Source organism: Selenomonadales bacterium 4137-cl (genome assembly GCA_032334055.1).
Classification (GTDB): domain Bacteria; phylum Bacillota; class Negativicutes; order Sporomusales; family UBA7701; genus Anaeroselena; species Anaeroselena agilis.
Map to the genome: position 1 here is coordinate 3,427,093 of JAUOZS010000001.1, position 24,915 is coordinate 3,452,007.

Annotated in this window: 21 protein-coding genes and 1 riboswitch; of the genes, 2 read left to right on the forward strand and 19 right to left on the reverse strand. The window is 63.3% G+C overall.

Annotated elements, in window-relative coordinates; all coding sequences use genetic code 11:
* Position 1: 1 nt before the first annotated feature.
* Positions 2-1,984 (reverse strand): penicillin-binding transpeptidase domain-containing protein, encoded by a 1,983-nt coding sequence (locus tag Q4T40_17900; GenBank protein MDT8903111.1) that lies wholly within the window; start codon positions 1,982-1,984, stop codon positions 2-4.
* Positions 1,985-2,190: 206 nt separating this feature from the next.
* Here Q4T40_17900 and Q4T40_17905 point away from each other — a divergent pair, with 206 nt between their 5' ends.
* Both Q4T40_17905 and Q4T40_17910 read left to right on the forward strand, forming a co-directional pair.
* The gene (locus Q4T40_17905; GenBank protein MDT8903112.1) at positions 2,191-3,408 is read left to right on the forward strand and encodes an MFS transporter; all 1,218 of its coding nucleotides are present in this window, start codon (positions 2,191-2,193) and stop codon (positions 3,406-3,408) included.
* Positions 3,409-3,624: 216 nt separating this feature from the next.
* Positions 3,625-4,755: a hypothetical protein gene (locus Q4T40_17910; GenBank protein ID MDT8903113.1), complete on the forward strand. Its 1,131-nt coding sequence runs from the start codon at positions 3,625-3,627 to the stop codon at positions 4,753-4,755.
* A 12-nt stretch (positions 4,756-4,767) separates the two neighbouring features.
* On the opposite strand, the gene sdaAA is transcribed toward Q4T40_17910, so the two are convergent.
* The 18 genes from sdaAA to Q4T40_18000 form a co-directional block, all read right to left on the reverse strand.
* A complete protein-coding gene (sdaAA, locus tag Q4T40_17915) occupies positions 4,768-5,649 on the reverse strand; it encodes an L-serine ammonia-lyase, iron-sulfur-dependent, subunit alpha (GenBank protein ID MDT8903114.1) in 882 nt (293 codons plus the stop codon).
* A complete protein-coding gene (gene sdaAB, locus Q4T40_17920) occupies positions 5,646-6,320 on the reverse strand; it encodes an L-serine ammonia-lyase, iron-sulfur-dependent subunit beta (protein ID MDT8903115.1) in 675 nt (224 codons plus the stop codon). The genes sdaAA and sdaAB overlap by 4 nt, the downstream gene beginning before the upstream one ends.
* A 1-nt stretch (position 6,321) precedes the next feature.
* Positions 6,322-7,737, reverse strand: a complete 1,416-nt coding sequence (gene lpdA / locus Q4T40_17925) for a dihydrolipoyl dehydrogenase (protein MDT8903116.1) — start codon at positions 7,735-7,737, stop codon at positions 6,322-6,324.
* A gap of 14 nt (positions 7,738-7,751) precedes the next feature.
* Positions 7,752-8,579 carry a lipoate--protein ligase family protein gene (locus tag Q4T40_17930; GenBank protein MDT8903117.1) on the reverse strand — a complete coding sequence of 276 codons (828 nt, stop codon included), beginning with the start codon at positions 8,577-8,579 and terminating at the stop codon, positions 7,752-7,754.
* The gene (locus Q4T40_17935; protein ID MDT8903118.1) at positions 8,560-9,537 is read right to left on the reverse strand and encodes a radical SAM protein; all 978 of its coding nucleotides are present in this window, start codon (positions 9,535-9,537) and stop codon (positions 8,560-8,562) included. The genes Q4T40_17930 and Q4T40_17935 overlap by 20 nt, the downstream gene beginning before the upstream one ends.
* Positions 9,534-10,397, reverse strand: coding sequence for a radical SAM protein (locus Q4T40_17940; protein ID MDT8903119.1), 864 nt, complete (start codon positions 10,395-10,397; stop codon positions 9,534-9,536). Before Q4T40_17940 ends, Q4T40_17935 begins: the two co-directional genes overlap by 4 nt.
* On the reverse strand, positions 10,385-11,836 hold the full coding sequence (gene gcvPB, locus Q4T40_17945) for an aminomethyl-transferring glycine dehydrogenase subunit GcvPB (GenBank protein MDT8903120.1): 1,452 nt from the start codon (positions 11,834-11,836) through the stop codon (positions 10,385-10,387). Before gcvPB ends, Q4T40_17940 begins: the two co-directional genes overlap by 13 nt.
* Entirely contained in the window at positions 11,833-13,179 is a 1,347-nt protein-coding gene (gene gcvPA / locus Q4T40_17950) for an aminomethyl-transferring glycine dehydrogenase subunit GcvPA (GenBank protein MDT8903121.1), read from the reverse strand. Before gcvPA ends, gcvPB begins: the two co-directional genes overlap by 4 nt.
* A gap of 1 nt (position 13,180) precedes the next feature.
* The gene (gcvH, locus tag Q4T40_17955; protein MDT8903122.1) at positions 13,181-13,570 is read right to left on the reverse strand and encodes a glycine cleavage system protein GcvH; all 390 of its coding nucleotides are present in this window, start codon (positions 13,568-13,570) and stop codon (positions 13,181-13,183) included.
* A gap of 2 nt (positions 13,571-13,572) precedes the next feature.
* Positions 13,573-14,670, reverse strand: a complete 1,098-nt coding sequence (gene gcvT / locus Q4T40_17960) for a glycine cleavage system aminomethyltransferase GcvT (GenBank protein MDT8903123.1) — start codon at positions 14,668-14,670, stop codon at positions 13,573-13,575.
* Positions 14,671-14,877: 207 nt separating this feature from the next.
* Positions 14,878-14,964, reverse strand: a riboswitch (glycine riboswitch).
* A 99-nt stretch (positions 14,965-15,063) separates the two neighbouring features.
* The gene (locus tag Q4T40_17965) at positions 15,064-15,843 is read right to left on the reverse strand and encodes a carbon-nitrogen family hydrolase (GenBank protein MDT8903124.1); all 780 of its coding nucleotides are present in this window, start codon (positions 15,841-15,843) and stop codon (positions 15,064-15,066) included.
* A gap of 101 nt (positions 15,844-15,944) precedes the next feature.
* Complete coding sequence (locus Q4T40_17970) at positions 15,945-16,361, reverse strand: MaoC family dehydratase (protein ID MDT8903125.1); 417 nt, start codon at positions 16,359-16,361, stop codon at positions 15,945-15,947.
* 21 nt (positions 16,362-16,382) lie between these two features.
* Positions 16,383-17,522, reverse strand: coding sequence for an acyl-CoA dehydrogenase (locus Q4T40_17975; protein ID MDT8903126.1), 1,140 nt, complete (start codon positions 17,520-17,522; stop codon positions 16,383-16,385).
* A gap of 40 nt (positions 17,523-17,562) precedes the next feature.
* Complete coding sequence (locus tag Q4T40_17980) at positions 17,563-19,032, reverse strand: 4-hydroxyphenylacetate 3-hydroxylase family protein (GenBank protein ID MDT8903127.1); 1,470 nt, start codon at positions 19,030-19,032, stop codon at positions 17,563-17,565.
* 1 nt (position 19,033) lies between these two features.
* A complete protein-coding gene (locus Q4T40_17985; protein ID MDT8903128.1) occupies positions 19,034-19,630 on the reverse strand; it encodes an indolepyruvate oxidoreductase subunit beta in 597 nt (198 codons plus the stop codon).
* Positions 19,627-21,441: a thiamine pyrophosphate-dependent enzyme gene (locus Q4T40_17990; GenBank protein MDT8903129.1), complete on the reverse strand. Its 1,815-nt coding sequence runs from the start codon at positions 21,439-21,441 to the stop codon at positions 19,627-19,629. Before Q4T40_17990 ends, Q4T40_17985 begins: the two co-directional genes overlap by 4 nt.
* Before the next feature lie 358 nt (positions 21,442-21,799).
* Positions 21,800-22,573 carry an IclR family transcriptional regulator gene (locus tag Q4T40_17995; GenBank protein ID MDT8903130.1) on the reverse strand — a complete coding sequence of 258 codons (774 nt, stop codon included), beginning with the start codon at positions 22,571-22,573 and terminating at the stop codon, positions 21,800-21,802.
* Between the two features lie 114 nt (positions 22,574-22,687).
* Positions 22,688-24,835: a diguanylate cyclase gene (locus Q4T40_18000; GenBank protein ID MDT8903131.1), complete on the reverse strand. Its 2,148-nt coding sequence runs from the start codon at positions 24,833-24,835 to the stop codon at positions 22,688-22,690.
* Between the last annotated feature and the right edge of the window lie 80 nt (positions 24,836-24,915).

Below are 24,915 nucleotides of genomic sequence, written 5' to 3' on the forward strand. Positions count from 1 at the left end.
CCTACCTCGGTTCGAAATGGACGGTCACTTCCGCGCCCGGGTTTACGACACTGTTCGGCGGCAGCGACTGCCTGACCGCAACCCCGCTGCCCGCCGGCACGAAAACCAGTCCCGCCCCGTTAAGAATATCGCCGGCATCGCGCATGCTCCGGCCGAGAACATTGGGCACCGCCACCTTACCGGGCCCCGGTTTCACGACCGGCGCCGCCTTCTGGTGCGCCGGGGCCAGCGCCGGCGCAGAAGGTCGCGGCGCGGGAACGGTTACCAGCTCGGCGGCGTTGTGCGGCCGGATGGTCAGATAACGCATCACCTGGTTCATAATCTCGCCGAAAACCGGGGCGGCGATTTCGCCGCCATAGTATGCGCCCACAGGATCGTCGATCACGACCAGCGCCGCCACCTGGGGGTCTTCCACCGGGCCGAAGCCGACGAAGGAAGCGATATAGCTCCCGGCCTCGTAGCCCCCGCCGCTCTCCTTCAGTCTCTCGGCCGTACCCGTCTTGCCGGCAAAGCGGTATCCCTTCACGGCCGCCCGCTTTCCGCCGCCCTCGCTGACGACTTTCTCCAGCAGGCCGGTAAGCAGTTTCGCGGTTTCGGGGCTTATTACCTGCCTCACCCGTTGCGTAGGCGTCGCCGACGCCAGCGTCCCGTCGGCGTTGTATATCTCCTTGACAATATAAGGCTTGAGCAGCACTCCCTCGTTGGCGATCGCCGACACCGCTGTCACTAGCTGCAGCGGCGTGACGGCGATGCTCTGGCCGATCGCCATCGTGGCAACATCGGAATCGCGCATCTCCTTGGACCTGAACAGCAGCCCCTCTTCCTCGCCAGGCAGCTCAATATCGGTAGCCTTCCCGAACCCGAAAGCGCGGGCGTATTTATTCAGCCGGTCAGCGCCCAGCCGCAGGCCGATCTCGACGAAGCACGTGTTGATCGAATTCTTGATAACATCGACCAACGGCACCGTCCCGTAGCTGTCGCCGTTCCAGTTCTTGATCCTGCGGCCCGAAACCTCGACATAGCCTTTATCGACAAACCGGTCATGCAGTTTAACAACATTCTCCTGCAGGGCGGCCGCGGCGACAACCGCCTTGAAAGTGGACCCGGGCTCATAAATGATCGAAACGGCCCGGTTTTTCCACTCACTTGCCCCGTAACGGTAAAAGCGGTTGGGGTCGAAGCCCGGCCGCGACGCCATCGCCAGAATTTCGCCGGTACGCGGATTCATAATGACAACCGTAGCCCCCTTGGCCTGCGTTCGCGCCATCACCTTGTCCAAACTCTGCTCGACGATAAACTGGATGGCGCTGTCGATGGTAAGGAATACGCTCTTGCCTTGTTTAACCGGCTTGAACTTCACGCTCGACCGCAAAATTGGGATGCCGTAGCTGTCGGTGTCGACCGCCTGCCGCACCAGTTCGCCCTTGATCGTTTTGTCGAGCGCCATCTCCACCCCGCTAAGGCCGATATCGTCGGTGCCGACAAACCCAAGCACCTGGGCCGCCAGACCGTCGTTGGGGTAATAGCGCTTGCTCTCGTCGATAAAATGAAAGCCGCGGATATTCTCCGCTTTGATGAGATCGATGACCTTCTGGGCCGTCTCCGGCTCCAGCGTCCGCTTCAGCCATACGAAGCTTCCCCCTGCCAGCAATCTGTCGCGCACCGTCTCCATCTTCATATCGAGGATGGGGGCTAGCTTCGCCGCCATTGCGGCCGGCTCTTTGTTTAATTCGCGGGGATTAACGTACAGCGACTTGCGTAGACTACTTATAGCCAGCTCGCGGCCGCTCCGGTCGTAGATCGTGCCGCGCGGCGACTGGAGCAACTTGTTATCGCGCAATTGGGTCCGCGACCTCTCCGCCAGCTCCCGCCCCTCGACGAATTGAACCCAGGCGATGCGACCGACCAGCGCCGCGATCGCCGCCAGCAGCAGGAACATGGTGACAGCGATCGTTTTTCTCACCTGCGGCGTGGCCCTCGACATCGTTTCACCCTCCAATAAACTAATCCTTACGTATATTCGCCGCCTGCACGGCATTCCCTGTCCTTACGGCCATATTATTAGCCCCGCCCGCGGACGCGATACAGCCGCCCCCGCCCATAAAGTTCGCATGTCCAGCCCTATCCCGTGTAAATCTGCTATAATGGTATTATAATCACGCGTTTTCGACGACAAGGGAAGGTGCCCCGATGCCCCCGTTACCCGAATGGAAAAAAAATCTTGCCGCCCTATGGTTCGCCCAGCTTGCCGGCATGGGAGCCATCACCGGCGTAATGGCCTTTTTACCCCTTTATGTACGCGAACTCGGCATCACCGACCTCGCTGAGGCCGGGGTATGGTCGGGTCTTCTCATGGGCGCCGCGCCCCTCACCGCCGCCCTGGCAGGCCCCTTCTGGGGCGCGGTGGCCGACCGCCGCGGCCGGAAGCGGATGGTGGAAAGGGTCATGTTCGCCTTCTTCACCGTCATGGTGCTTATGGGCTTTGTGGCGTCGGTTAACCAACTGCTTTTCCTGCGCGTAATCCAGGGCGTTTTCGGCGGCTTCACCGCCGCCGCCCTCGCCCTCGTCACGTCTTTAAGCCCACCCGACCAAATAACCTGGACACTCGGCATATTCCAGACGGCCATGATTGCCGGCAGCGCCTTCGGACCGATGTTCGGCGGCATCATCGCCGACCACTTCGGCTACCGGTGGGCGTTCGTCTCCTTCGGCCTTCTCTGCCTCATATCGCTCGTCATAATCCGCCTTGCCGTCGTCGAGCGCTTCACGCCCGCGGCCGCAACGGCCAAACAGCCCGTCTGGCGGGAAATCGGCTCCATCATAACCATCCCGGGGCTCTGGCTTACGCTCGCCCTCCAGTTTCTCATCCAGTTCGCCATGATGATCATCGCCCCCATCCTGCCCATCTACGTCCATGTCTTGTCCCCCGACCTCACCTATATAGCCAGCGCCGCCGGCGCCATCATTGCCGCCGCCGGCCTCACCAGCGCCGTCGCTTCGGCTGCGATGGGCAAAATCAGCAAACGGTTCAGTCACCGCGCGATCTTGACGGTTGCCGGCGCCCTGTCGGCGATTTGCTTCGCCGCCCAGGCCCTCGCCGACAACGTCCTCCTCTTCGGCGCGATGCGGGCCGTCAGCGGCTTTTTCCTCGGCGCCATGCTTCCCACCGTCAACGCCCTGACCTACTTCCTCATCCCCGAAGAAAAGCGGGGAGTCGCCTACGGCGTCACCACCGCCTCGATGCAGATGGGCATAGTCCTAGGCCCCATCAGCGGCGGCGCCCTGGCCGTTTACTTCGGCTTCCCGGCGGTTTTCTGGCTTTCCGCCCTGCTGTTCGCGGCCGTAGCGGTATGCGTGCTGCTTGTCCGCAGCCTCCCCGACACCGGTGACGACAAGCCCTCCGCCTGATCGTCCCCCGCGCTCATCATGCCGATTGTTAGTGGCAAACTTCGTCACCATTTATCACTATCTATCTTTTTTCGTGAAAATTTTGCCGTCCCGGCCAATGCCGTTTACGAATGCCATAATAGTACTACTCGCCAGTTTTACAACTATCCATCCGCAGGGGAATCGGCCGCTGCGTTGAATTAACTGATTAAACGTAACACTAAGGCGGTGTGACTGTTGAAAAGAGCCCTCATCATACTCATAGCGCTGGCCGTCTTCCTGCCCGCGTCCGTACCCGCCCGGTCGGCGCCGGCCCCTGCCCCCCCCGCACAGGCTGACAAGGAAAAACCCGTATTGTCGGCGATTGCCCCCTGGCCGGCCAAAGCCGCCTGGGTCGGACAGCAGGCGACCATCGTTCCCGCCAAACTTTACGCCTCCTCCAGCTACTTGCTCATTTTCCGGGACCCCGACCAGGACATGAGCGGCGTCGACCAGCTCTTCCTTGCCCGCAAAAACATCGGCCAAATCTTCACCGTCCAGGGCCTGTACAAATTAGCCAAAAAGGGCGCCGCGGCCCGATACTTCTGGCGGCTGGACAGTAAAGACGGCACAGTCCTGTGGATCAGAGACTACCCGGAGGTCACCCTTTCCGGACTGCCGTTCGCCCTCGACAGCGAGATCGAAGCCGAAAAACGGGCGATCGCCGAAATAAACTCTCTCGTAGGGAATACCATCTGGATCGACCGCAACTATATCCCGCCAAAGGAACTGACCGCCGATGTCGCCCATCTCGCCCCGCTCACCGTCACCGCCTTCAAATCCGCCGGCCCCTTCAGCGAGGCTTATGCCCTCTCCCTCCGCCGGGAGGACGGCTCCCCGGTCGTATGGACCATTGCGCCCACGGGCGTGCGGGCCGCTTTCAGCAACAGCCAGTTTTACGGCATGATCAGGAGCGGCTTTATGCGTCATAATCCCCAAACCCTCTTTCCCCACTGGCCCCAGGACGACTGGCAGTTGATCAGGGATCAGGAGATCCGCGCCGGCTGGGACAAAGATAAAGTGCTTATGAGCTGGGGCGAGCCGAAAATGCCGCCCGTGTTGGTGCCGGACGGCTCGGAGGAAGACATGTATGAATGGCGGTACGGCAATTACTATTTGTACTTCAAGAATAACGTGCTGCTGAAAATCAAGATCCCCGACCCGGCCTACGTCCCCGCAAAGGCCGACGACAAGAGCGCCTCCGGCGGCAAGCCGGCAGCCCGCCAAGGCAACAAGCAAGATAAAAAGGACGGGCCGAAGATGATCGAAATACCCGCAGCCAAAAAGAATGACAACCGTGAATCCCCCCAAAACAAAAGGAGCGGCTAAGCCGCTCCTTTTTCATTCCTTATCATGCAGGCGCCGTTCGATGGCAAGCCCCGTCGGCGTTCGCGCCAGCCCTCCCTGGGAAGTCTCCCGGAGGCTGACCGGCATAGCCACCCCAACCCGCCGCATCGTGTCGACGACCTCATCGACCGGGATGGCGCTTTCCACGCCCGCCAGCGCCATATCGGCGGCCACCAGGGCCTGGACGGCATAAAAGGCGTTGCGCCGTACGCACGGCACCTCCACCAATCCCGCCACCGGGTCGCAGACCAGCCCCAGGGCATTCTTAAGCGCCAGAGCCACCGCCATCCCGATCTGCCGCGGCGAGCCGCCGTCCATCTGAACGATCGCCGCCGCCGCCATCGCGCCCCCGGCGCCGCACTCGGCCTGACAGCCGGCCTCGGCGCCCGAGATCGAGGCGTTCTCGGCGATGATCAGCCCGGCGCCGGCCGCTGTAAGCAGGCCGTCGACGATCGCGTCCTCGCTATAGCCCCGCGTCTCGGCCGCCGCCGCCACCGCCCCCGGCATGATGCCGCAAGAGCCGGCGGTGGGAAATGCTACTATCCTGCCCATGCAGGCGTTCACTTCGCTGACGGCGAGCGCGTAGGCGATCGCCCGGCCGGCGATCTCCCCGGTCAGGGCTTTGCCGCTTTCGAGCCGGGCGTGGCAAAGGCGGGCGTCGCCGCCGACCAGGCCGCTTGGCGACTTTTCGCCGCTCGCCAGCCCGGCGGCGATAGCCTCACGCATCACCCGCCAGTTGCGGGCCATATCCGCGCGGATGGCAGCCGCCGGACGTTGGGCGTGCCTGCTCTCCTGCTCCGTGATCACGGCCGCCAGCGTCGTGCCGGCTGTCTCCGCCCGCCGGATCCATTCGCCGAAACTGCGGATGCTGCTCATACGCCTTCCCCCAAAGCCGGCACAGCCAATACCGCCTTCATGGCCGCCACAGCCCTGATCGGCGGCAGCGCTTGATGGGGAATGGCCTCGTCGGCCTCGATGACCATCAGCGCCTCCTCGCCCCGTTCCTGGCGGGAAACCTGCATAAAAGCGATATTGACGCCCTCCTCGGCCAACCTTTTCGTGACCACCGCAATCACTCCCGGCTTATCTTCGTGGATGGTGATAAGAGTATGATACTGGCCGGTCACCCGCACGGGGTACCCGTCGATGCTGGTGATGAGAATATTGCCTCCGCCGACCGACGCGCCCACCACCCGGCGCGTCTGACCCGACACCCCGGTAAGCTCGATCAGGGCGGTATTGGGGTGCACGTCAGGCAGTTCCACAGTGGAAAAACCATACTTCAGGCCATGGTCGGCCGCAAGACCGAGGGCCGACTTGATCCGTTCGTCATCAGGGGCGAAGCCCAGCAAGCCGCCGATAAGCGCCTTGTCGGTGCCGTGGCCGCGGCAGGTCTGGGCGAAAGAACCGTGAAGCTTGATCTGCGCCGCCGCCGGCCGCTCGCCCAGGATAACCCTTGCCATGGCGCCCAACCTGACCGCGCCGGCGGTATGGGAGCTTGACGGACCGACCATGATCGGCCCGGCGATGTCGAACAACCCTCGCATATCAGCCGCCACCCCTCTTCGTCAAGGGCGTTCTCGCCAAATGAATAGCTCGCCCTTCAAGCGCGTGCACACTCTCCATGACCGTCTCCGCCAGCGTCGGATGGGGGTGAATGACCTTGCCGATATCCTCGGCCGTCAGGCCATGGCGAATGGCAATCGCCCCTTCCATCACCAGGTCGCTGGCGTGCGGCCCGAGGATGTGCATGCCGAGCAGCTTGCCGTCGTCGGCGTCGGCCACCACCTTGACCAGCCCATCGGCCTCGCCCATCGACACCGCCTTGCCGTTGGCGGCGAAATTAAAGCGGCCGGTCTTTACCCGGCGGCCGGCGGCGAGCGCCTCCTGCTCGGTCAGACCGACGGCGGCGATCTCCGGGGCGGTAAAAATGCAACCGGGAATAGCCCCATAATCCATCTCCACAGCGCCTCCCAGAGCGCTCTCGACCGCCGCCAGTCCCTCGCCCGAAGCCGCGTGAGCCCACATATAACGCCCGGTCACATCCCCGACGGCGTATATGCCGGCGACGTTCGTCTCCATCATGGCGTTGACCTCGATCCCTTTGCGGTCGAACGCCACACCCGCAGCCTCCAGCCCGAGACCGCCGACAATCGGTTGGCGGCCGGCCGCGGCCAGCACCTTCTCGGCGACGAGTTCCAGTTCCTTGCCGTCGGCGGTCGTCACGGCGACCGTAAGCCCATCGGGACCTGGCCGGATGCCGGTCACCTTCGCGCCGGTCAGCATTTTTATCCCCTGCTTGCGCAGCAGCAGCGCCATCCGCTTCACCAGATCGGCGTCGATACTGGGCAGGAGGGTCGGCAGCATCTCCACGACCGTAACCTGGCAGCCGAATGCCCGGAAGATAGCGGCAAACTCCACCCCCACCGCGCCGGAGCCAACCACGACCATACTGCGCGGCACCGCGTCCAGCGCCAGCACCTCGTCGCTCGTCAGCACCCCCGGCAGGTCGGCGCCCGGCACCGGCAGCCTCATCGGCTCCGAGCCGGTGGCGAGAATAATTTTGCAGACGGCGAACTCCTCCCGCCCGGCGTGACTGCTTACCGCCAGCGCGCCTGGGCCGGCCAGCGCCGCCTCGCCGTACCTAACCTCGATGCCGTTTGCAGCCACCAGTTGAACGACGCCAGCCTGCAGCTGCCCCACCACCTGGTCCTTGCGGGCCATGACGGCGGCGAAGTCGAAGCCGATGTTCTCGGCCCGCAGGCCGAAGGCCGCGCAATCCTGGAGGCTTTGCCACCGCTCCGCGCTCCTGAGCAGCGTCTTCGTCGGAATGCAGCCGCGATTGAGGCACACCCCGCCCAGTTTCTCCTTCTCGACCAGCAGCACCCTGGCGCCCAGCTGCGCCGCCCGGATGGCGGCCGTATAACCGCCCGGCCCGCCGCCGACGACCGCGATGTCGTACATAAAATCCCCCTCGGTTAGCGCAATAAATTCCAGCTATCGCAGCCATACTTCTCCGCCGCAAGTGTCGCGGCGACCGCCCGTTCGCCGGCGGTCAGGCCGCCGGGAACGAATTCATCCGCCAGCGCCGCGGCAAAACCCGCCGTCAGAGCATCGGTCAACTCCGTCCAGGCGGGTAAGCGGCCAAGCGCCTCCTCAAGGCCGATTGCCCGGCCGGCCAGCATCGCCGCCGTCGCCGCCCGCGCTTCCGGAGACGGCAGCCGGAGTATGGCCGCGACTTTGGCGGCGTCAAACCTGAGCAGCAGCGACCCGTGCTGCAGGATGACCCCGTTCTTGCGCACCTGGGCGCTGCCAGCCAGCTTGCGCCCCGCGCAGGTAAGCTCATACTGGGCCGGGGCGTCGAAACACGCCGCCGAGGCATGTTTAGACCGCCGTCCCTGTCCGTAGGCGGCGGGGGGGATGCTCAGTCCGGCCTCGACCCCCAGCCGCTTTAGCCCGTCCAGCAGTCCGCCGCTGAACCAGCGATAGGCCCCGGTAATCGTCGGCGGCACGCCCGGAAAATCTTCCCGCACCACCACGCTGTAAGTTAGCTCCGCGTCGTGCAGCACCGCCCGGCCGCCGGTAAGACGGCGCACCACGTCGATGCCGCGCGCGTGGCAGGCGTCTAGATCTATCTCCGCCGCCGCCCGCTGGAAATAACCAAGGCTGACCGCCGCCGGCCGCCAGCCGTAGAACCTGAGCGTGGGCGGCGCCTCGCCCGCCCCGTGGGCGAGCATGATCGCCTCATCCGCCGCCATATTTCCGGCGGCGGATGAGGCGCCGCTGTCAATCACCCGCCACGGCACGCGCCCCGCCCCCGATCACTTCGCATTCGGCGATCGCCTGCGCCGTCTCTGCCGCGGTCAGCGGCCGCGGATAGTTATACATCACCCCGCCGGGGCGCTCGTTATAATACGGACGGTTGCAGTCCGGACAGCCGCTCGTGCGGAACGCCGTCCCGTCGGCCAGCAGCCCGGCCAGCCCGTCAACCGCGAACCCGCCTATCGCGCCGCCCCGGCAGACTATCGCCTCCCGGCCGTATCCCTGCCGCAGCAGGTGATGCGCCACCTGGACCCGCCGGTACCGGCCGACGGGGGGCGCCGCCAGACCGGCCCAGGCCGTTCCCTTCACCGGCGTGAACGCAAACAGCCCCACCGTAATGCCCTTTTCTATGCAGGCCGCCAGAGTGTCGGCCATCTCTTCCTCCGTTTCGCCCAGGCCGACAATGAGATGGGTCGTAACCCTTCCCGGCAGGGCAGCGGCGCATTCGGCCAACAGCCGCCACCGCGCGTCCCAGTCGCCCTCCTTGGCTGCCCGGTACGCCGCCGGCGTGGCGGCGTCCAGCGCCACGCAAATGCGGTCGGCGCCGGCCGCTATCAGCCGCCTTGCCTCGTTTACCGTTTCCAGGTTGCTGGACACGCACACCGGCACACCGCTAAGAGCGCTCATAGACGACACCGCCTCCGCAGCCCCCTCGCGGTCGTCGCCGTCGTGGACGACCTGCAGGCAGGCCCGCCTGATCCTGCCGGCGACATAGGCGGCGTCGATGCCGATGATTGTCTTGGCCGCCTCCGCAGCCGGCCAGGTGACGCGCGACAACATATTGGCGCGCGCGCCGCTCTCCCGCGCCTGGGTGCAGAAGCGGCAATTATTGCGGCATTTTTCTCCCAGCATCACGTAAGCGGTGGTCGGCGGCGCCTCGCTCCGCGTCGCCAGACCGGCGACAACGGCGGCGGTTCCCGCCGACAGCCTCCAGAAATTCATAACACGCAACACTCCCCTCGTCCAACGGCGGTCAGGCCGAGGCTTTCGGCCAACCGCACCGCGGCGGGTGTAGGCTTTACGATCGCGTTGAAGCCCAGGCGAACCGCCGCCTGGTCCATGGTGTCGCGATAGCGGCCGCCCGGTCGCATACAGCCCAGGCGGACCGGCACGTCCGGAAACAACTGCCGGGCTGCGGCCATGACCGTCAGCGCCGCGTCAAGGTCAGGCGGCTTGCGTCCGGCGTAGCGCGTACCCCTGGTAGGCGTGAACACGATCAGCGTCAGACTGTCGGCGCCCAACAGCTTCAACAGCGCCAACGCCTGGTACTCGCCGCGGATCTCGCCGCCGTGCAGGCCGATGCAGACGTGAGGCGCCACCCGGCAGCGGGCTCTGAGCTTATGATAGCAGGCCGCATAATCGGCTACCTTCCGGTTGAGGCCGAAGACCTCCCTGATGGTATCGTCGGCGCCGACAAAATCGAACGACACCGTGTCGGCCAGCGGGGCGACGACATCGATATCGGCGTCGTCGATCAGCCCGGTGTGGATATTGAAGCGGCGGCCGGATTTCAGCGCAGCCAGCCGCCCGGCGTGTACGGCCAGCGGCACGCCGCCGCCGGCCGTACAGCCGCCGCTGATAAGGCAACTGGGGCCGAGTCCTTCGCCCCGGCCGGCCACCGTCGCCAGCGGCGTCATCCTCCTGAGATACACCCCGCCGCAGTGGGCGCAATCGAGGGCGCAATCCGCCCCGGTCACACTTACCGTCGTCGTCTGCGTAGGATAAGACAGGGTGATCACGGGGGGGAAATTCTCCTCCCTGATCGCCCAGCACTTTGCCTCAAGCTCGCCTAAGCCTTCCATCGCACCACCGGCTTGCGGGCGGCGGTCGCCTCGTCGAGCCTCCCCACAACGGTGGTGGCTGGGGCGGCTTTAAGCTTGGCGGCGTCCTCCTCCGCCTCGTCGGCGATCCTGAGCATGGCGGCGATAAAACCGTCGAGCGTCTCCTTGCTCTCCGTCTCGGTCGGCTCGATCATCAGCGCCTCCTCGACGATCAGCGGGAAGTAGATCGTCGGCGGATGATAGCCGTAATCAAGGAGCCTTTTTGCGATATCCAGCGTCCGCACGCCGTACGGCTTCTGGTCCTTCGAGGTCAGCACACACTCGTGCATGCAGAACCGCGCGAACGGCGAATGAAACTTCTCCTTCAGCCGGCTCAGGCAGTAGTTGGCGTTCAAAACCGCGTCCTCGCTGGCCGCCCTGAGCCCGTCGGGGCCCATGGCCAGGATATAGGCATAGGCGCGGACGATCACCCCGAAATTGCCGTAGAACGACTGCATCTTGCCGATCGACAGCGGCCGGTCGTAATCGAGGCGGTAGCTGCCGCCCTCGGCCGCAATCACCGGCACCGGCAGGAAGGGGATGAGCTCCTTCTTGACGCCCACCGGCCCCGAACCGGGACCGCCGCCGCCGTGGGGGGTGGAAAACGTCTTGTGGAGATTGAAGTGGATGACATCGAACCCCATGTCGCCCGGGCGGGAAATGCCCATAATGGCGTTGGCGTTCGCGCCGTCATAGTATAGCAGGCCGCCGGCGGCGTGGACGATTTCGGCCACCGCGCGGATATTTTTCTCGAACAGGCCCAGCGTACTGGGGTTGGTCAGCATCAGGGCGGCCGTGTCCGGGCCTACGGCGGCCCGCAGCGCCTCCAGGTCGACGGCGCCGTCCGGGTGGGATTTGATTTCCACCGTCTCCAGCCCGCCGACCGCGGCGGTGGCCGGATTGGTGCCGTGGGCCGAATCGGGGACGATGACCTTCGTCCGGTTCTCGCCGCGGTGGCGGTGGTAAGCGCGGATGAGCTTGAGGCCGGTCAGTTCGCCGTGGGCGCCAGCCGCCGGCTGCATCGTCACCGCATCCATGCCGGCGATCTCCGCCAGGTAGCCCTCCATCGCCGCGACCAGCTCCAACGCGCCCTGCACCGTCGCCTCGTCCTGGAGAGGATGGATGGCTGCGAAGCCGCTCATGCGACATGCATCCTCATTGATCTTCGGGTTATACTTCATCGTGCACGAGCCGAGAGGGTAAAAGCCCGAATCAACGCCGAAGTTGCGCTGCGACAGGGCCGTATAGTGGCGCACTAACTCCAACTGGCTGACCTCGGGCAAGGCGGCCGACGTCCGGCGCCGGAAGGCGTCGGGGATAAGATCGGCCGCGTCGGGGGCCGGCACGTCGCAGGCCGGCAGGTCGATCGCGCGGCGGCCGGGTTGACCCATCTCGAATATAAGCGCCTTGGCCTTTCTCATAATACCGCCTCCACTGTCCGCACCAAGCGGTCGATCTCCGCCCTGGTGCGTTTTTCGGTCACGCACATCAGCATGCAGCCGGCCAGGTCGGGGTAATAACGGCCGAGATCGAGGCCGCCGATAATTTTCTCACTGAATAAAGCAGCGTTGATCTCCGCCACCGGCTTGGCGCAGCGTACGGCGAACTCCTTGAAGAACGGTGCGCCGAACGCCGGCCGGCACCCTGGAAGCTTCGTAAGGGAATCGCAGGCGTAGCGGGCCTTCTTAACGCACAGCTCCGCCACCTCGCGAAAGCCCTCCCGTCCCACCGCGGTGAGATGCACCGCGGCCGCCAAAGCGCACAACGCCTCATTGGAACAAATGTTGGAAGTCGCCTTCTCGCGGCGGATATGCTGTTCGCGGGCCTGCAGCGTCAGCACGAAGCCGCGGGTGCCCTCGAAGTCGGTCGTCTGGCCGACGATGCGGCCGGGCATCCGGCGCATCAACTTCTCGGTGGTCGCAAAGAACCCCAAGTACGGACCGCCGAACGAGACTGACAACCCGAGCGGCTGCCCCTCGCCAACGACCACATCGGCCCCGAGCGCCCCCGGTGCCTCCAGCACCCCCAGCGACACCGGATCGGCGGCCGCGACCAGCAGCGCACCGGCCGAATGGGCCAGCCCGGCGGCGGCCGCCACATCCTCCAGGCAGCCGAAGAAATTGGGCGTCTGAACGATCACCGCCGCCGTCGCCGGCCCTACAAGATCCCCGAGGGCTTCGGCGTCCGTCGTGCCGTCCGCGAACGGCGCTTCTTTCACAGTTACGCCCCGGTCGACCGCGTAAGTGGCGAGAACGGCCCGGTAATGCGGATGGACCGTCCGCGCCACCACCACCTCACTGCGACCGGTCGCGGCGCAGGCCGTCATCGCCGCCTCGGCCATCGCCGTACCGCCATCGTACAGCGACGCATTGGCCACCTCCATGCCGGTGATCTCGCAGATCATGCTCTGATACTCCCACAACGCCTGCAGATAGCCCTGGGAAATCTCCGGCTGGTACTGGGTGTAAGCTGTGTAGAACTCCGACCGGCCGATGACGTGATCAACCACGCTCGGCACATAATGGTCATACGCCCCGGCCCCCAGGAAACAGGCGTATTCGTCCAGGCTGGCGTTCCTGGCGGCCAACGCCCGCATATGTCTAGCCAGCTCCGGCTCGGCCATCGCCGCCGGCAAAGCCAGCGGCCTGTCGAGTCGCACCTCCGCCGGCACGTCGGCAAACAGTTCCTGCGTCGACCCGACGCCGATGGCGGCCAGCATGGCCCGCCGGTCGGCGTCGGTGTGCGGCAGGTAACTCCTGGTCATGCTAATGGCCTCCCTCCGCCGCGAACTTCTCGTAGCCGGCGGCGTCAAGCAGCGCGTCAAGCTCGCCGGGGTTCGACATCTCGATTACAGCGATCCAGCCGGCTCCATATGGTTCTTCGTTGATTTTCTCCGGCGTATCGTTCAGCGCGTCGTTGACAGCTACCACCGTACCCGAAAGCGGGGTATAGATGTCGGACACCGCCTTTACCGACTCGACCACCGAAAACTTCTGCCCGGCAGTCACAGCCAAGCCCACCGTCGGCACCTCGACGAACACCACGTCGCCAAGCTGATGCTGGGCAAAATCGGTGATCCCTACCGTCGCCCGGTTGCCCTCGACCCTTACCCATTCGTGCTCGCGTGAATACTTAAGCTCCTGCGGATTATTCATTGTCATTTCCCCTCTCTTTTGTAAAATGGCCTTGGTATGATTTCGGCGGCCACGGCTTTGCCGCGGATCTCCACCGCAATACCTGTTCCCGGCTTCGCATACGCGGCCTCAACCAGCGCCATACCGAGGTTTTTATCCAGCGTCGGCGCATATGAACCGGTCGTCACCGTCCCGATTCTCCGGCCGTCGGCCAGCACGGGATACTCCGCCCTGGCCACGCCGCGCTCGGTCAGCGCGAAGCCCGCGATTTTCCGCAACGGGCCGGCCTCGAGCTGCGCGGCCAGCACCGGCCGGCCGTTGAAGTCCCCCTTTTCGGGTCGCACAAAGCGGGTCAGTCCCGCCTCCACCGGCGAAATCTCCGGCGACAGCTCATGGCCGTAAAGCGGCATGCAGGCCTCGAACCGCAGCGTATCCCGGCAGCCCAGACCGGCCGGCGCCAGCCCCAGCGGCGTTCCCGCCTCCATGACCGTCTCCCAAAGATAGGCGGCGTCCTCCGGGCGGCAGTAAAGCTCGAACCCGTCCTCGCCCGTATAGCCGGTGCGCGATATCATCACCCGCCTGCCGGCCACCTCGGCTGCCGGCAAAAACCAGTAATAGCCCAGCTTGCCCACGGGAGCGCCGGTCAGCTTCGCCATGATCGCCTGCGCAGCCGGCCCCTGCAGCGCCAGCTGCGCCGTTTCCGCCGACAGGTTGGCGAGCTTCACGTCGAAGCCCGCGCCGTTATCCCGCAGCCAGTCCCAGTCCTTGGCGATATTGGCGGCGTTGATCACCAGCAGGTAATCCTCGGGTCCGTAGCGGTAGATAAGCAAATCGTCGACCGTGCCGCCGTCGGGGTAGCACATCGGCGAATACTGCACCTGGTTATCACTCATCTTCGCCACATCGTTGGTCACTACCTTCTGCAGGTAAGCCAGCGCATCCGGCCCCTTAACCGTCACCTCCCCCATATGGGATACATCGAACAAACCCGCCTTCTCCCGCACCGCCCGGTGCTCGGCGATAATGCCGCCGTACTGTACAGGCAGCAGCCAGCCTCCGAACTCGACGATTTTGCCGCCATACTTCAGGTGGGTCTCGTATAAGGGCGTCTTCTCGGCCATGCAACTCTCCCCCTCGTTGAATATAGACTCTCTCCGCACCAGGATATTTATTAACGCGCCTGCCCTTACTCCCCGGAATCTTCTGCTCGTACAGAAGAAAAACAGAGACAAAAGAGCATTCGCTCCTTTGTCTCTGTCCCTTTTACCTGAGAGATTCACCCGTTAGGGTTCTCCTTCGGCGGCGCCTGCGCGCACTCTCCAGAGGATGGTCCGGCCATGGTCCTTTTGCCTGAGAGTTTAACAAAGGTTTTACTCCTTCGGCGCCGCATTCGCGGTCTCTCCCACTGCCATCATACCTTTATTCTGCTAATAAATTCCTTCGCTGCCGCCCGCCTTTTTCCTGCGCGGCGGCAATAAAATCTTTATTTCACAAAGTCCGCGCGTAACGGCACGTCAATAGCACTGCGGACGGCGGTCGGCGAATACCGGCATCCGCCGGCGGATTTCCTCCCCGGTCGCGAAATCCATGTCCACGACAAGGACCTCCTCGCCCGTCTCCGATCCCTCGGCCAGCACCTCTCCCCACGGATCGACGGCCAGCGAATGGCCATAGAAAACGTTCGCCTCATCGCGGCCGACCCTGTTAACGGCGATCACGAACATTTGGTTTTCGATCGCCCGCGCAATGTTAAGCGCCCGCCAGTGCGCCCCCCGCGACGCCGGCCACTCGGCGGGGACGAACAGCGTGCGGCAGCCTTCCAGCGCCATGGTCCGCGGCAGCTCGGTAAACCGCAGGTCGTAGCAAATGATCATCCCGGCGGGGCCGAAGCTCAGCTCGAAAACCGCCCGGCTGTCGCCGGGAGAAAGATAGCGGTCCTCCTCCATCAGGCCGATGAGGTGAATTTTGCTGTACTTGGCGATCACCGCGCCGTCGGGGCCGATGGCGTAGCAGGTATTGTAGACCCGCCCGTCCCGCGCTTCGGCGATCGAGCCGCTGATGACCTCCACGCCATGCTCGCGGGCGAACGCCGTCAGCATTGCCATCGTCGGTCCGTCGGCCGGCTCGGCCAATTTGTCTATCTCGGCAAGCTTATAGCCTGTCGTCCACATCTCCGGCAGCACGAACACCGCCGCCCCTCGCGCCAGCCCCTCCGCCAGCATGGCCTCCGCCTTGCGGCGGTTGGCGGCCACGTCGCCGAGCGCGATATCCATCTGCAGCAGCGCGACCTTCATCGCATTCTCCCTCCCCGCCCCGGGCGGCCAATCTTTCCTAAATATAATATGCGCCGCCGGCGGCAAAATCCTGCCGCCGCCGGCGCATATTTAAGTTACCGTTACTTCTTGAGCATCGTCGCCTTGCCGTCGACCACCAGCACGCCCTCCTGGTTGGTCACCGTCGTCCTGAATATCAGCCTGTTTTTGGCCTCGAGCTTCTCGACGCATTCGACCGTGGCCGTCACCGTGTCGCCAATCTTCACCGGGGCGCGAAACAACAGCTCCTGGCCCATGTAAATGGTGTTGGCGCCCGGCAGGGCGGTGCCGAGCACGGCCGAAATCAATCCCGCCGACAGCATTCCGTGGGCGATCCGCTCCTTGAACATCGTCTGTTTGGCAAACTCGATGTCGACATGCACCGGATTGAAGTCGCCGGTCACGCCGGCGAAGGTATAGACGTCGGCCTCGCTCACCGTCTTGGTCATGCTCGCCTTGTCGCCCACCTTAACGTCGGCGAACGGGATATCCTGCACCATAGCGGATGCTCCTTCCTTTCCCTAGCGGAGTATAGCCCCCGAAATAACCATCTTCTGCACCTGGTTGGTGCCCTCGTATATCTGGGCGATCTTGGCGTCGCGCATCAGACGCTCGACCGGATACTCCCGGCTGTAGCCATAACCGCCGAAGACCTGGACCGCGTCGGTGGACACCTCCATGGCGATGTCGGATGCGTACAGCTTGGCCATCGCCGCCTCCTTGGAATACGGCAAGCCGTTCTGCTTGTTGTAAGCCGCCCGGTAAGTCAGCAGCCTGGCGCAGTCGACCTTCACGGCCATGTCGGCCAGCATGAAGGCTACGGCCTGGTTGGCGGAGATCGGTTTGCCGAACTGCACCCGTTCCTTCGAATACTTGACGGCCTGGTCGAGAGCCGCCTGGGCAATGCCCAGCCCCTGCGTGGCGATGCCGATGCGGCCGCCGTCGAGGGTGGTCATGGCGATCTTGAAGCCCTCGCCCTCCTTGCCGAGGAGATTTTCCTTCGGCACCTTCACGTCCTGGAAAATCAGCTCCTGGGTCTGCGAAGAGCGGATGCCCATCTTATGTTCCTTCTTGCCGAAGGTGAAGCCGGGCATGCCCTTTTCGAAAATGAAGGCGCTGATGCCCTTGACGCCCTTCGTTTTGTCGGTCATGGCGAAAACCACATAAGTCTCGGCCTCGCCGCCATTGGTGATGAAAATCTTGCTGCCGTTCACGAGATAGTGGTCGCCATTGTCGACGGCCACCGTCTGCTGGGAGGCGGCATCGGTGCCGGCGTTCGGTTCGGTGAGGGCGAAAGCGCCGACCTTCTTGCCCTCGACCAGCGGCACAAGGTATTTCTGCTTCTGCTCCTCGGTCCCGTAGGCGAAAATCGGCCAGGCGCACAGCGACACTGTCGCCATATACGACACGCCGATGCCGGCGTCGGCCTTGCAGATTTCCTCGGCGGCCAGCACGTAGCTGAGATAGTCGCCGTCGGCGCCGCCGTACTTCTCGGGGAAACAGATGCCGTTGAGGCCGAGCTCGCCGATCGCGTCAAGGAGCGCGCGATCCGGCGTCTCGTTCTCGTCCCGCTCGGCCGCTCCCGGAGCGACCTGCTTCTCGGCGAATTCGCGGACCATCTTCTGCATCATCACTTGATCTTCAGTCAACTCAAAGCGCATTTCTCTTCCTCCACTTCATATACTTCACAATCGCTCTGACCTACTGCGGGGCGGTATCAGCGCCCGCTATCCCGGCGATCTTCTTCGCCAGTTCCTTCTTGCCCTCGATATTGCCCTGGCGGGCGATCATGATCCGCTGCGCCTGAGGCGAACCGGCGCCATGCATCGACTCGGTGCGGTAGCCGACCGCCGCCGTCCCCAGCGTCAGGTTCTCCACCAGCCTGAGCACCCGCAGGCGGTGCTCGGTAGGCACGCCCGCCGTCCCGCCCAGGTACTTCTCGATTTTCGGGCCGATCTCCGGATGGCGGAGATCCTTCTCCGACGGCATGGTCACGAACAGGCCGCCGGCGATGTCCTCGGCCAACCGGGCGATCTCGTACGGGAAGCGGGTCACGTTCTGCTTGCACACGTTGGCCAGCAGCATATCGATCAGATACGTCCCTGAAGCCGTCCGCGACCCGGCGGCCGAGCAGGCGATGCCGCAGGCATACAACGTCTCGTTGAGGTGAACCATCTCGATCAGCTTATCCTTGACATGCGACGCCTTCGCCGCCCCGTTATACTCGGCGGCCAGCGCGGCGGCGCCGATCAGCACGTCGCCCACCCCCACCTTGCAGCCGCCGTAGCTCTGGCGATGATACCCGGCGAACCGCTCCACCAGCGCGCCGCTGTAGCGGTACTCGCCGCACATGAACACGTCTTTCCACGGCACGAACACATCCTCGAAAATCACCAGCGACTCGTGGCCGCCGAACGTGCTGTTGCCGGTATCGATGTCCCCGCCTTCCAGCTTGCGGGTGTCGCACGACTGGCGACCGTAAATATAAGTTATGCCGGCCGCGTCGGCGGGCACGGCGAAACACACCGCGTAATCCGCGTCCGCCTCGCCCATGCTGATCGTCGGCATCACCAGGATCCAGTGGGAATTTAGCGCCCCCGTCTGGTGGCACTTCGCCCCGCGCACCACAATGCCGTCAGCCCGTTTTTCCGCCACGCGGAGGAATAGGTCGGGGTCGGCCTGCTTGTGGGGCGGCAGACTGCGGTCGCCCTTAGGGTCGGTCATCGCCCCGTCGACCGTCAGGTCCCCATCCTGGACCAGGCGGATAAAATCGTTGAACCGCGTGTGATATTCCGTCCCCAGCGCCTGGTCCATCTCGAAGGTCACGCTCTCCACGGCGTTGATCGCGTCCATACCGACGCAACGCTGAAAACACGCGGCCGTCTTCTGGCCCAGCAGCCGCTGCATCTTCACCTTCTTCATCAGGTCGTCGGCGCTCTGATGCAGATGGGTGAAACGGTTGATCTTCCGCCCCGTCAGGTGCGAGGTCGCCGTCATCAGCTCCGCGTGGGCCGGGTCGTGCGCCAGCGAATAAGTCATCTTCACCGCGTTGAGCGACGGACGGATGACGGGATGATCGACCGGATTGGCGACCTTCTCGCCCAGCAGATACAGGTTGAACTTCATCTTGCGCAGACTTTCCTCGTACTGCGCCGCCGTCATGAGCGCCATATCAGCCCTCCTTGCCTATCAGGCCGCGGCCGACCGCGAACGCGCGGCTGTCGTCGGCGTGGAACTTCTCGTCCACCATCGTCAGCAGTTTCTTCAGGACTACATCGGGCGGCAGGATATTGCTCACCGCCGTAAACGCCCCCAGCATAACCACGTTGGTCAGCAACACATTGCCGAGCTCCTTGGCCGCCCTGGTCGCGTTGAGGAAATGGCCGGCAAGCCCTTTCTCCCTGATGACCGCCACGATCTGCTCGGTGCTCGGGTATTCGTCCACCTTAAGGTTGGCGAGAATGGTCGGCACCGGCGCGGTATTGATGATGAACGTGCCCTTCTTGCTCAGCAGGCCTATATAGCGCAACGCCTCCAGCGGCTCGAACCCGAGCAGCACGTCCGCCTGCCCGGCCGGCACCAGCGGCGAGAAAATTTCGCCGTCGGCAATCCGCACGTGGGACAGCACCGAACCGCCCCGCTGGGCCGCGCCCTTCGTCTCCGTATTGACAACGTTATAGCCGGCATCCATCGCGCACTTGGCGACGACCTGGGAAGCGAGAATGTTCCCCTGGCCGCCGACGCCGGCGATCACTAAATCGAACTTCATTTTATGGCCCCCCTCTTGCATACCGATACGCATACGCCGCAGCCGTTGCAGGCGCTCGGCTCGATAACCGCCTTGCCGTCGCTCAGAGTAATGGCCGGGCAGCCGAATGTCCGCACGCACAGGCCGCAGCCGTTGCACACCGCCACATCCACCGCCACCTGCCGCGGCGTATACGAAATCCTGCCCTCGCGGCCGAACTTCAGATAGCACAGCGCCTCGGCGACAACCACCTTTACGCCCGTTTCCGCCGTGGCCTCGGCGATCACCCGGGCCGTCTCCTCCACATTATACGGATTGCAGCGGAACACCTTCGCGCCCATCGCCGCCGCCACCGCGCCCGGCTCGATCGGCGCCACCGGCTGATTGAGATTGTTGGCGCTGCCGGGGTGGGGCTGGAAGCCGGTCATCGCCGTCGTCGAATTGTAGGCGATCACCACCGTGATGTCGGCGCCGTTATAAATGGCGCTCGCCAACCCGGTCAGGCCGTTATGGAAAAAGGTCGAATCGCCGATCAGCGCGTACACCGGCTTGTCGAACCCGGCCTTCTTGATGCCGTAGGCCATCGGAATGGACGACCCCATGCAATAGATGGTCGCCTGCAGATTCATCGGTTCGAAAGTTCCCGCGTCGTGGCAGCCGATATCGCCGGTGACCACGCCGCCGTTCCCGCGCACCACCTCTTTCAGGGCTACCAGCAACCCGCGATGGCTGCAGCCGGAACACTGGGTCCGCGTGCGCGCCGGCACGTACTGGCCCTGCGGCGGGGCGGGGTACGGCTTGCCTGCTAAAGCCGCCTCCACCGCCGTCAGCACCAGATTCGCCGACAGCTCGCCCTCCTTGGGCAGATAGCCGCTGCGGCCCAGCACCTCCAGCACGATCTTGTGCTCAAAACACAGCTGCTTAATAATATTTTCCACCACCGGCTCAACTTCCTCGAACACCACGACCCGCTTCAGGCCGCGCACGAAATCAAGCACCTTGCCCTCCGGCAGCGGCAGGGTCGAAAGCTTGAGGATAGGCAGCTTGGCGCCGTGGATCCTTTCCGCCTCCTTAAGGAAAGCGTAGCCGATGCCGCAGCCGATGAAGCCGGTTTCTCCCGGCGCCTTCTCGACGCTGTTGAACGGCGAAGCCTCCATCACCGCCCTCAGTTCGGCCTGCTTGGCGTTCAGCCAGCGATGCCGCATCTTCGGCCTGAGCTCGCCGCCGGATTCCTTCTCCACCACCGCCGACATCACGAACCGCTTGCGGTCGATCACAAACTCGGCCGGGCGGCTCTCGGCGCCAAGCTCGCCGTGCTCCACCAGCCCGCCGGCGTGGTTGACGCGCATAACCGGGCGAAGAGCGAAGACCACCTCGGTCTTCTCCGACAGCTCGAACGCCGCCTTGGTCATCTCGTAGGCCTCCTGCACGCTCGACGGGTCGAACATCGGCAGGTGGGCGTAATTATGGACCAGGATCCGCGTATCCTCCTCGCACTGCGACGACAGACCGCCCGGATCGTCGGCGGTGACCAGCACCATCCCGGCCCTGATGCCGGTAAAATTGACATGCATCAGAAAATCCGCCGCCGCGTTGGTGCCGTTGTGCTTCATAACCGCCATCGACCGCTGATTGGTCAACGACGACGCCGTCGCCACCTCGAAGGCGTGCTTCTCGTTCGCCGACCACTCGGCGTACACGCCGGGATAACCGCCGCACAGGTCGACGATCTCGGTAGCCGGCGTTCCCGGATAGCCGGCGACGACCCTGACGCCGGCCTCCGCCGCCCCCCGGGCGATCGCCTCGTTGCCCAGCATAAACTCTTTACACATCGACTTTCCTCCCATTTCAAGCTCAGAATAATAATTGGCATCCGCCTGGCAATTAAGCCCTTGCGGCCGACGCACAGCTCCGGCCGCCCACAGGCGCCCTTTACTTGTTCATATATATGAACGCTGTTCATCTCCACGAACACAGGCATGGCCGTCATCTTCGCCCGCACTCAAGCCTGCGGGAACCTCGGCGACAACCAGACAGTTCATTATATCGAACACAGTTCACCATTATGAACAAAATAAAACTGTTGTTTATGGCGACAGTATTCTTGGCGCTGTTACGATTTTCCTGCCGGCGCACAACTTAATTTATCTTACCGCCGCCGCACCCGCATACCCCGCGCCGGTGACCGGTCTACACCTTTCCCAGGCGCATCGATACATGCCCGGCCATCGCGCGGACCTTCGCGACCACCGCCGGCATCATGTCTCCTTCGTACGCGCGGCCGGCCGCCATCGTCACGCTCAGCGCGGCCACCGTCTTGTGGGATTTGTCGACGATCGGCGCGGCCACGCAAATGCCGCCGGGAATAATCTCCTGATTGTCAACGGCATAGCCCTGCTCGGCCACTTTGCCCAGTTCGGCGACGAGCGCACCGAAGTCTGTCAGCGTATTGTCGGTGTAGCGCTCAAGCTGGATGCCGCCAATGCGGGCTTCGAGCTCCTCATCCGGCAGCGTCGATAACAGCACCTTGCCGATCGCGGTGGCGTGGGCCGGGATACGGTAGCCGATCGTTGCCACCACGCTGACGTCTCTCGACCCGTGATGCTTGGCGATATAGACGATGTGCCGCCCGTCGAGGATGCCGGCGTGGGTCGTCTCCCCGAACTCGTCGCTCAGCTTCTTGATGCCCTGGGAAATCTCCCGGGAAATATTGGTGTTGTTGATGCAGACCGCGCTGATCTGTATAAGCTTCAACCCTGGGTAATAAACCCGCGTTTCGGGGTCGTAATCCAGGTAATCACTGTTGACAAGCTCGTGCAGCAGCAGCGACAGCGAACTTTTCGGAATGTCGAGGTGGTGCAGGATAGCGGTGAAATTGGGCGGTTTGGCGCTTTTGGCGATATAGCCGATAATATCCAGGGTGCGGGACGCCGATTTCACCAGCGGCGCTTTGCTGCCTGCCACGGTATAACCCCCTTTTCGTTTGGGTTTCGGCAAAAACACCGACATACGACAGTGTTATTCCATAAAAGGCGCGTCATCCCCTGCCGTTCGGCCCGAAAAACACAAGTATCCGCCTTACTCGCCGGCCTTTTCCGCCACTATACCGATGAACACTTCTACCAACCGGGGATCGAACTGCACGCCGGCAAACCGTCTCAGCTCTCCGACAGCGTCCCGTTGCGTCATGGCTTTGCGGTAAGGCCGGTTGCTCGTCATGGCGTCAAAAGCATCCGCAATGGACAGAATGCGGCATTCCAGAGGAATCTCCTCCCCGCTAAGGCCAAGAGGATAGCCCCTCCCGTTCCACCACTCGTGGTGCTTGAGGATAAAATCGCTGATCGGGACAAACTCGGGTACCGATTGGGCAATCCGATGACCAATCTCGGAGTGGCGCTCCATCTCCTTCCTTTCCTCGGCGGTCAGCGGGCCGGGCTTGAAAAGCAGCGCATCGGCGATACCCACCTTGCCGATATCATGGAACTGGGCCAGCAGACTGAGATCATTTAGCTGCGATTCCTTCAGCGCCAGCCTTCTCGCCATCGCCACCACCAGTCCGAGAAGGCGCTGGGAATGGCCTTCGGTGATAAAATCGCGCGCCTTCAGCAACTCCAGCATGCCGTTTACAAGCGTGTTGCGGTTGCTGTGGCTGCTTGACAACTTGCGGCGGTACATGAAATCGTCCGCCTGTTTCAGAAGGTCGCGCACGGTGGCCTCACTCGGACTGGAGCCCCCGTAGTAGGCCCACCCGACCGACAGACTCAGCTTCAGGCCAACGCCGCCGAAATCTCCGATCTTCACTTCCCGCCGCATCTTGCGGCTTGCCTCCTGAACCTCGTCCTCGCCGATATCGGTCATCACGGCCGCAAACTCATCGCCTCCCAACCGCGCGACGAAACCCTCGCCGCTCACAGTCTCACCGATGATCGTCGCCACTTCGCACAACACCCTGTCTCCGACCGAATGACCGAAAGAATCGTTGATCAGTTTCAGCCCGTCGAGATCACAGCATATCACCCCTATCCCCTTGGGCCGGCTCGCGATCAGGCGGAGAATGGCCTCCTCGAAGTACGTCCGGTTAAACATTCCCGTCAGCGGGTCGTGCAAACCCAGATAAAGCAGCCTCTGCTCGGCTTTCTTGCGGACCGCGAGCTCCCGTTTAACCGAATCCAGCAGCCCGGTTATTTCCGCCTGCGACGCTTCGATCTGCGCCAGCATCGCGTTCATCGCCGCAGCCGCCCCCGACAGCTCGTCGCGGCCAGGCAAGTCCAGCCTGACCGAATAATCCTTCTCCCCGATAAGTGAATGAATAAACGTCCCCAGCTTTCTGACCCGCGCGAGAACCAACCTGTCCAGAACCAACAGAGTGATCATCGTCAGCAGCACCCCGAAAACCGCCGCAGCCAGCAGGAAAAACCGCATTTGCGCCTGGCCCTGCTTGTAAATATCCCTGGGCGTGGTGCTGACCAGGAACAAGCCTTTCTCGCCGCTTGCACCGACTAACGGGTAATACGCGGTTATGACCTCGTCACCCGTTTGCAGGATGACCCCGTCGCCCGCTTGCTCACGGCCGGCGTCCGCCAGGCTGCCGCCGTCCTCCCCGATCGCCACCTTCACCTGCGTCCGGCGGCTGATCTCCGCCATCAGCGCCGCGTCCCCATATTTCGCGAAGACGAATAGCCCCGGGCTGGGGCCGCTCTTGTCGCTTCTCAGTATTCTCTGCATGGCAAACAAAACTGGTTGTCCTTCCACCACAACAAAGCTTTTCAATTTTTCCTCGCCTTTAAGAACCGCGCCCTGCTCACCGGCCACCTTTTCCATCGCCGCCAGCAAAGCCCCGGGAACTTTGGTCTCGGTTTTCTTCTCCTGATCCACCGCTTTGGCGAACAGCACCCGCCCCCGCGCGTCGGTGACAAGCGCCACATTAATCTTCAAGTTAGCCATTTGAGCGTCAGGCAGGTTCTTCTCCACAAATTCCCGGTCACTGACATCCCGGGCGAAAGCAGCCAGGTCGTCCCATGGCGCCCAGTCGCCGACCAGCGATCCCAGAATGTCAAGCTCCTCTTCCCAGGCGAGCCGCGTCCTGGTAACGTTATTCATCACCTCCTCCCGTTCGAGGCTGAGGTAGCTCTCCCCCCACACCATCCGTCCCAGGAGAAGCATCGCGCCAACAAAAGAAACGATCAGCAGCACTTGCAGCATGGCTATTTTACGACCCAAGCCCATTGTAAGTACCCCCAGTTATTGAAACTAAGGTATTATTCTCCATGGTTCGTCAATAGCCGGCGCTCATTCCTTCTGACTAA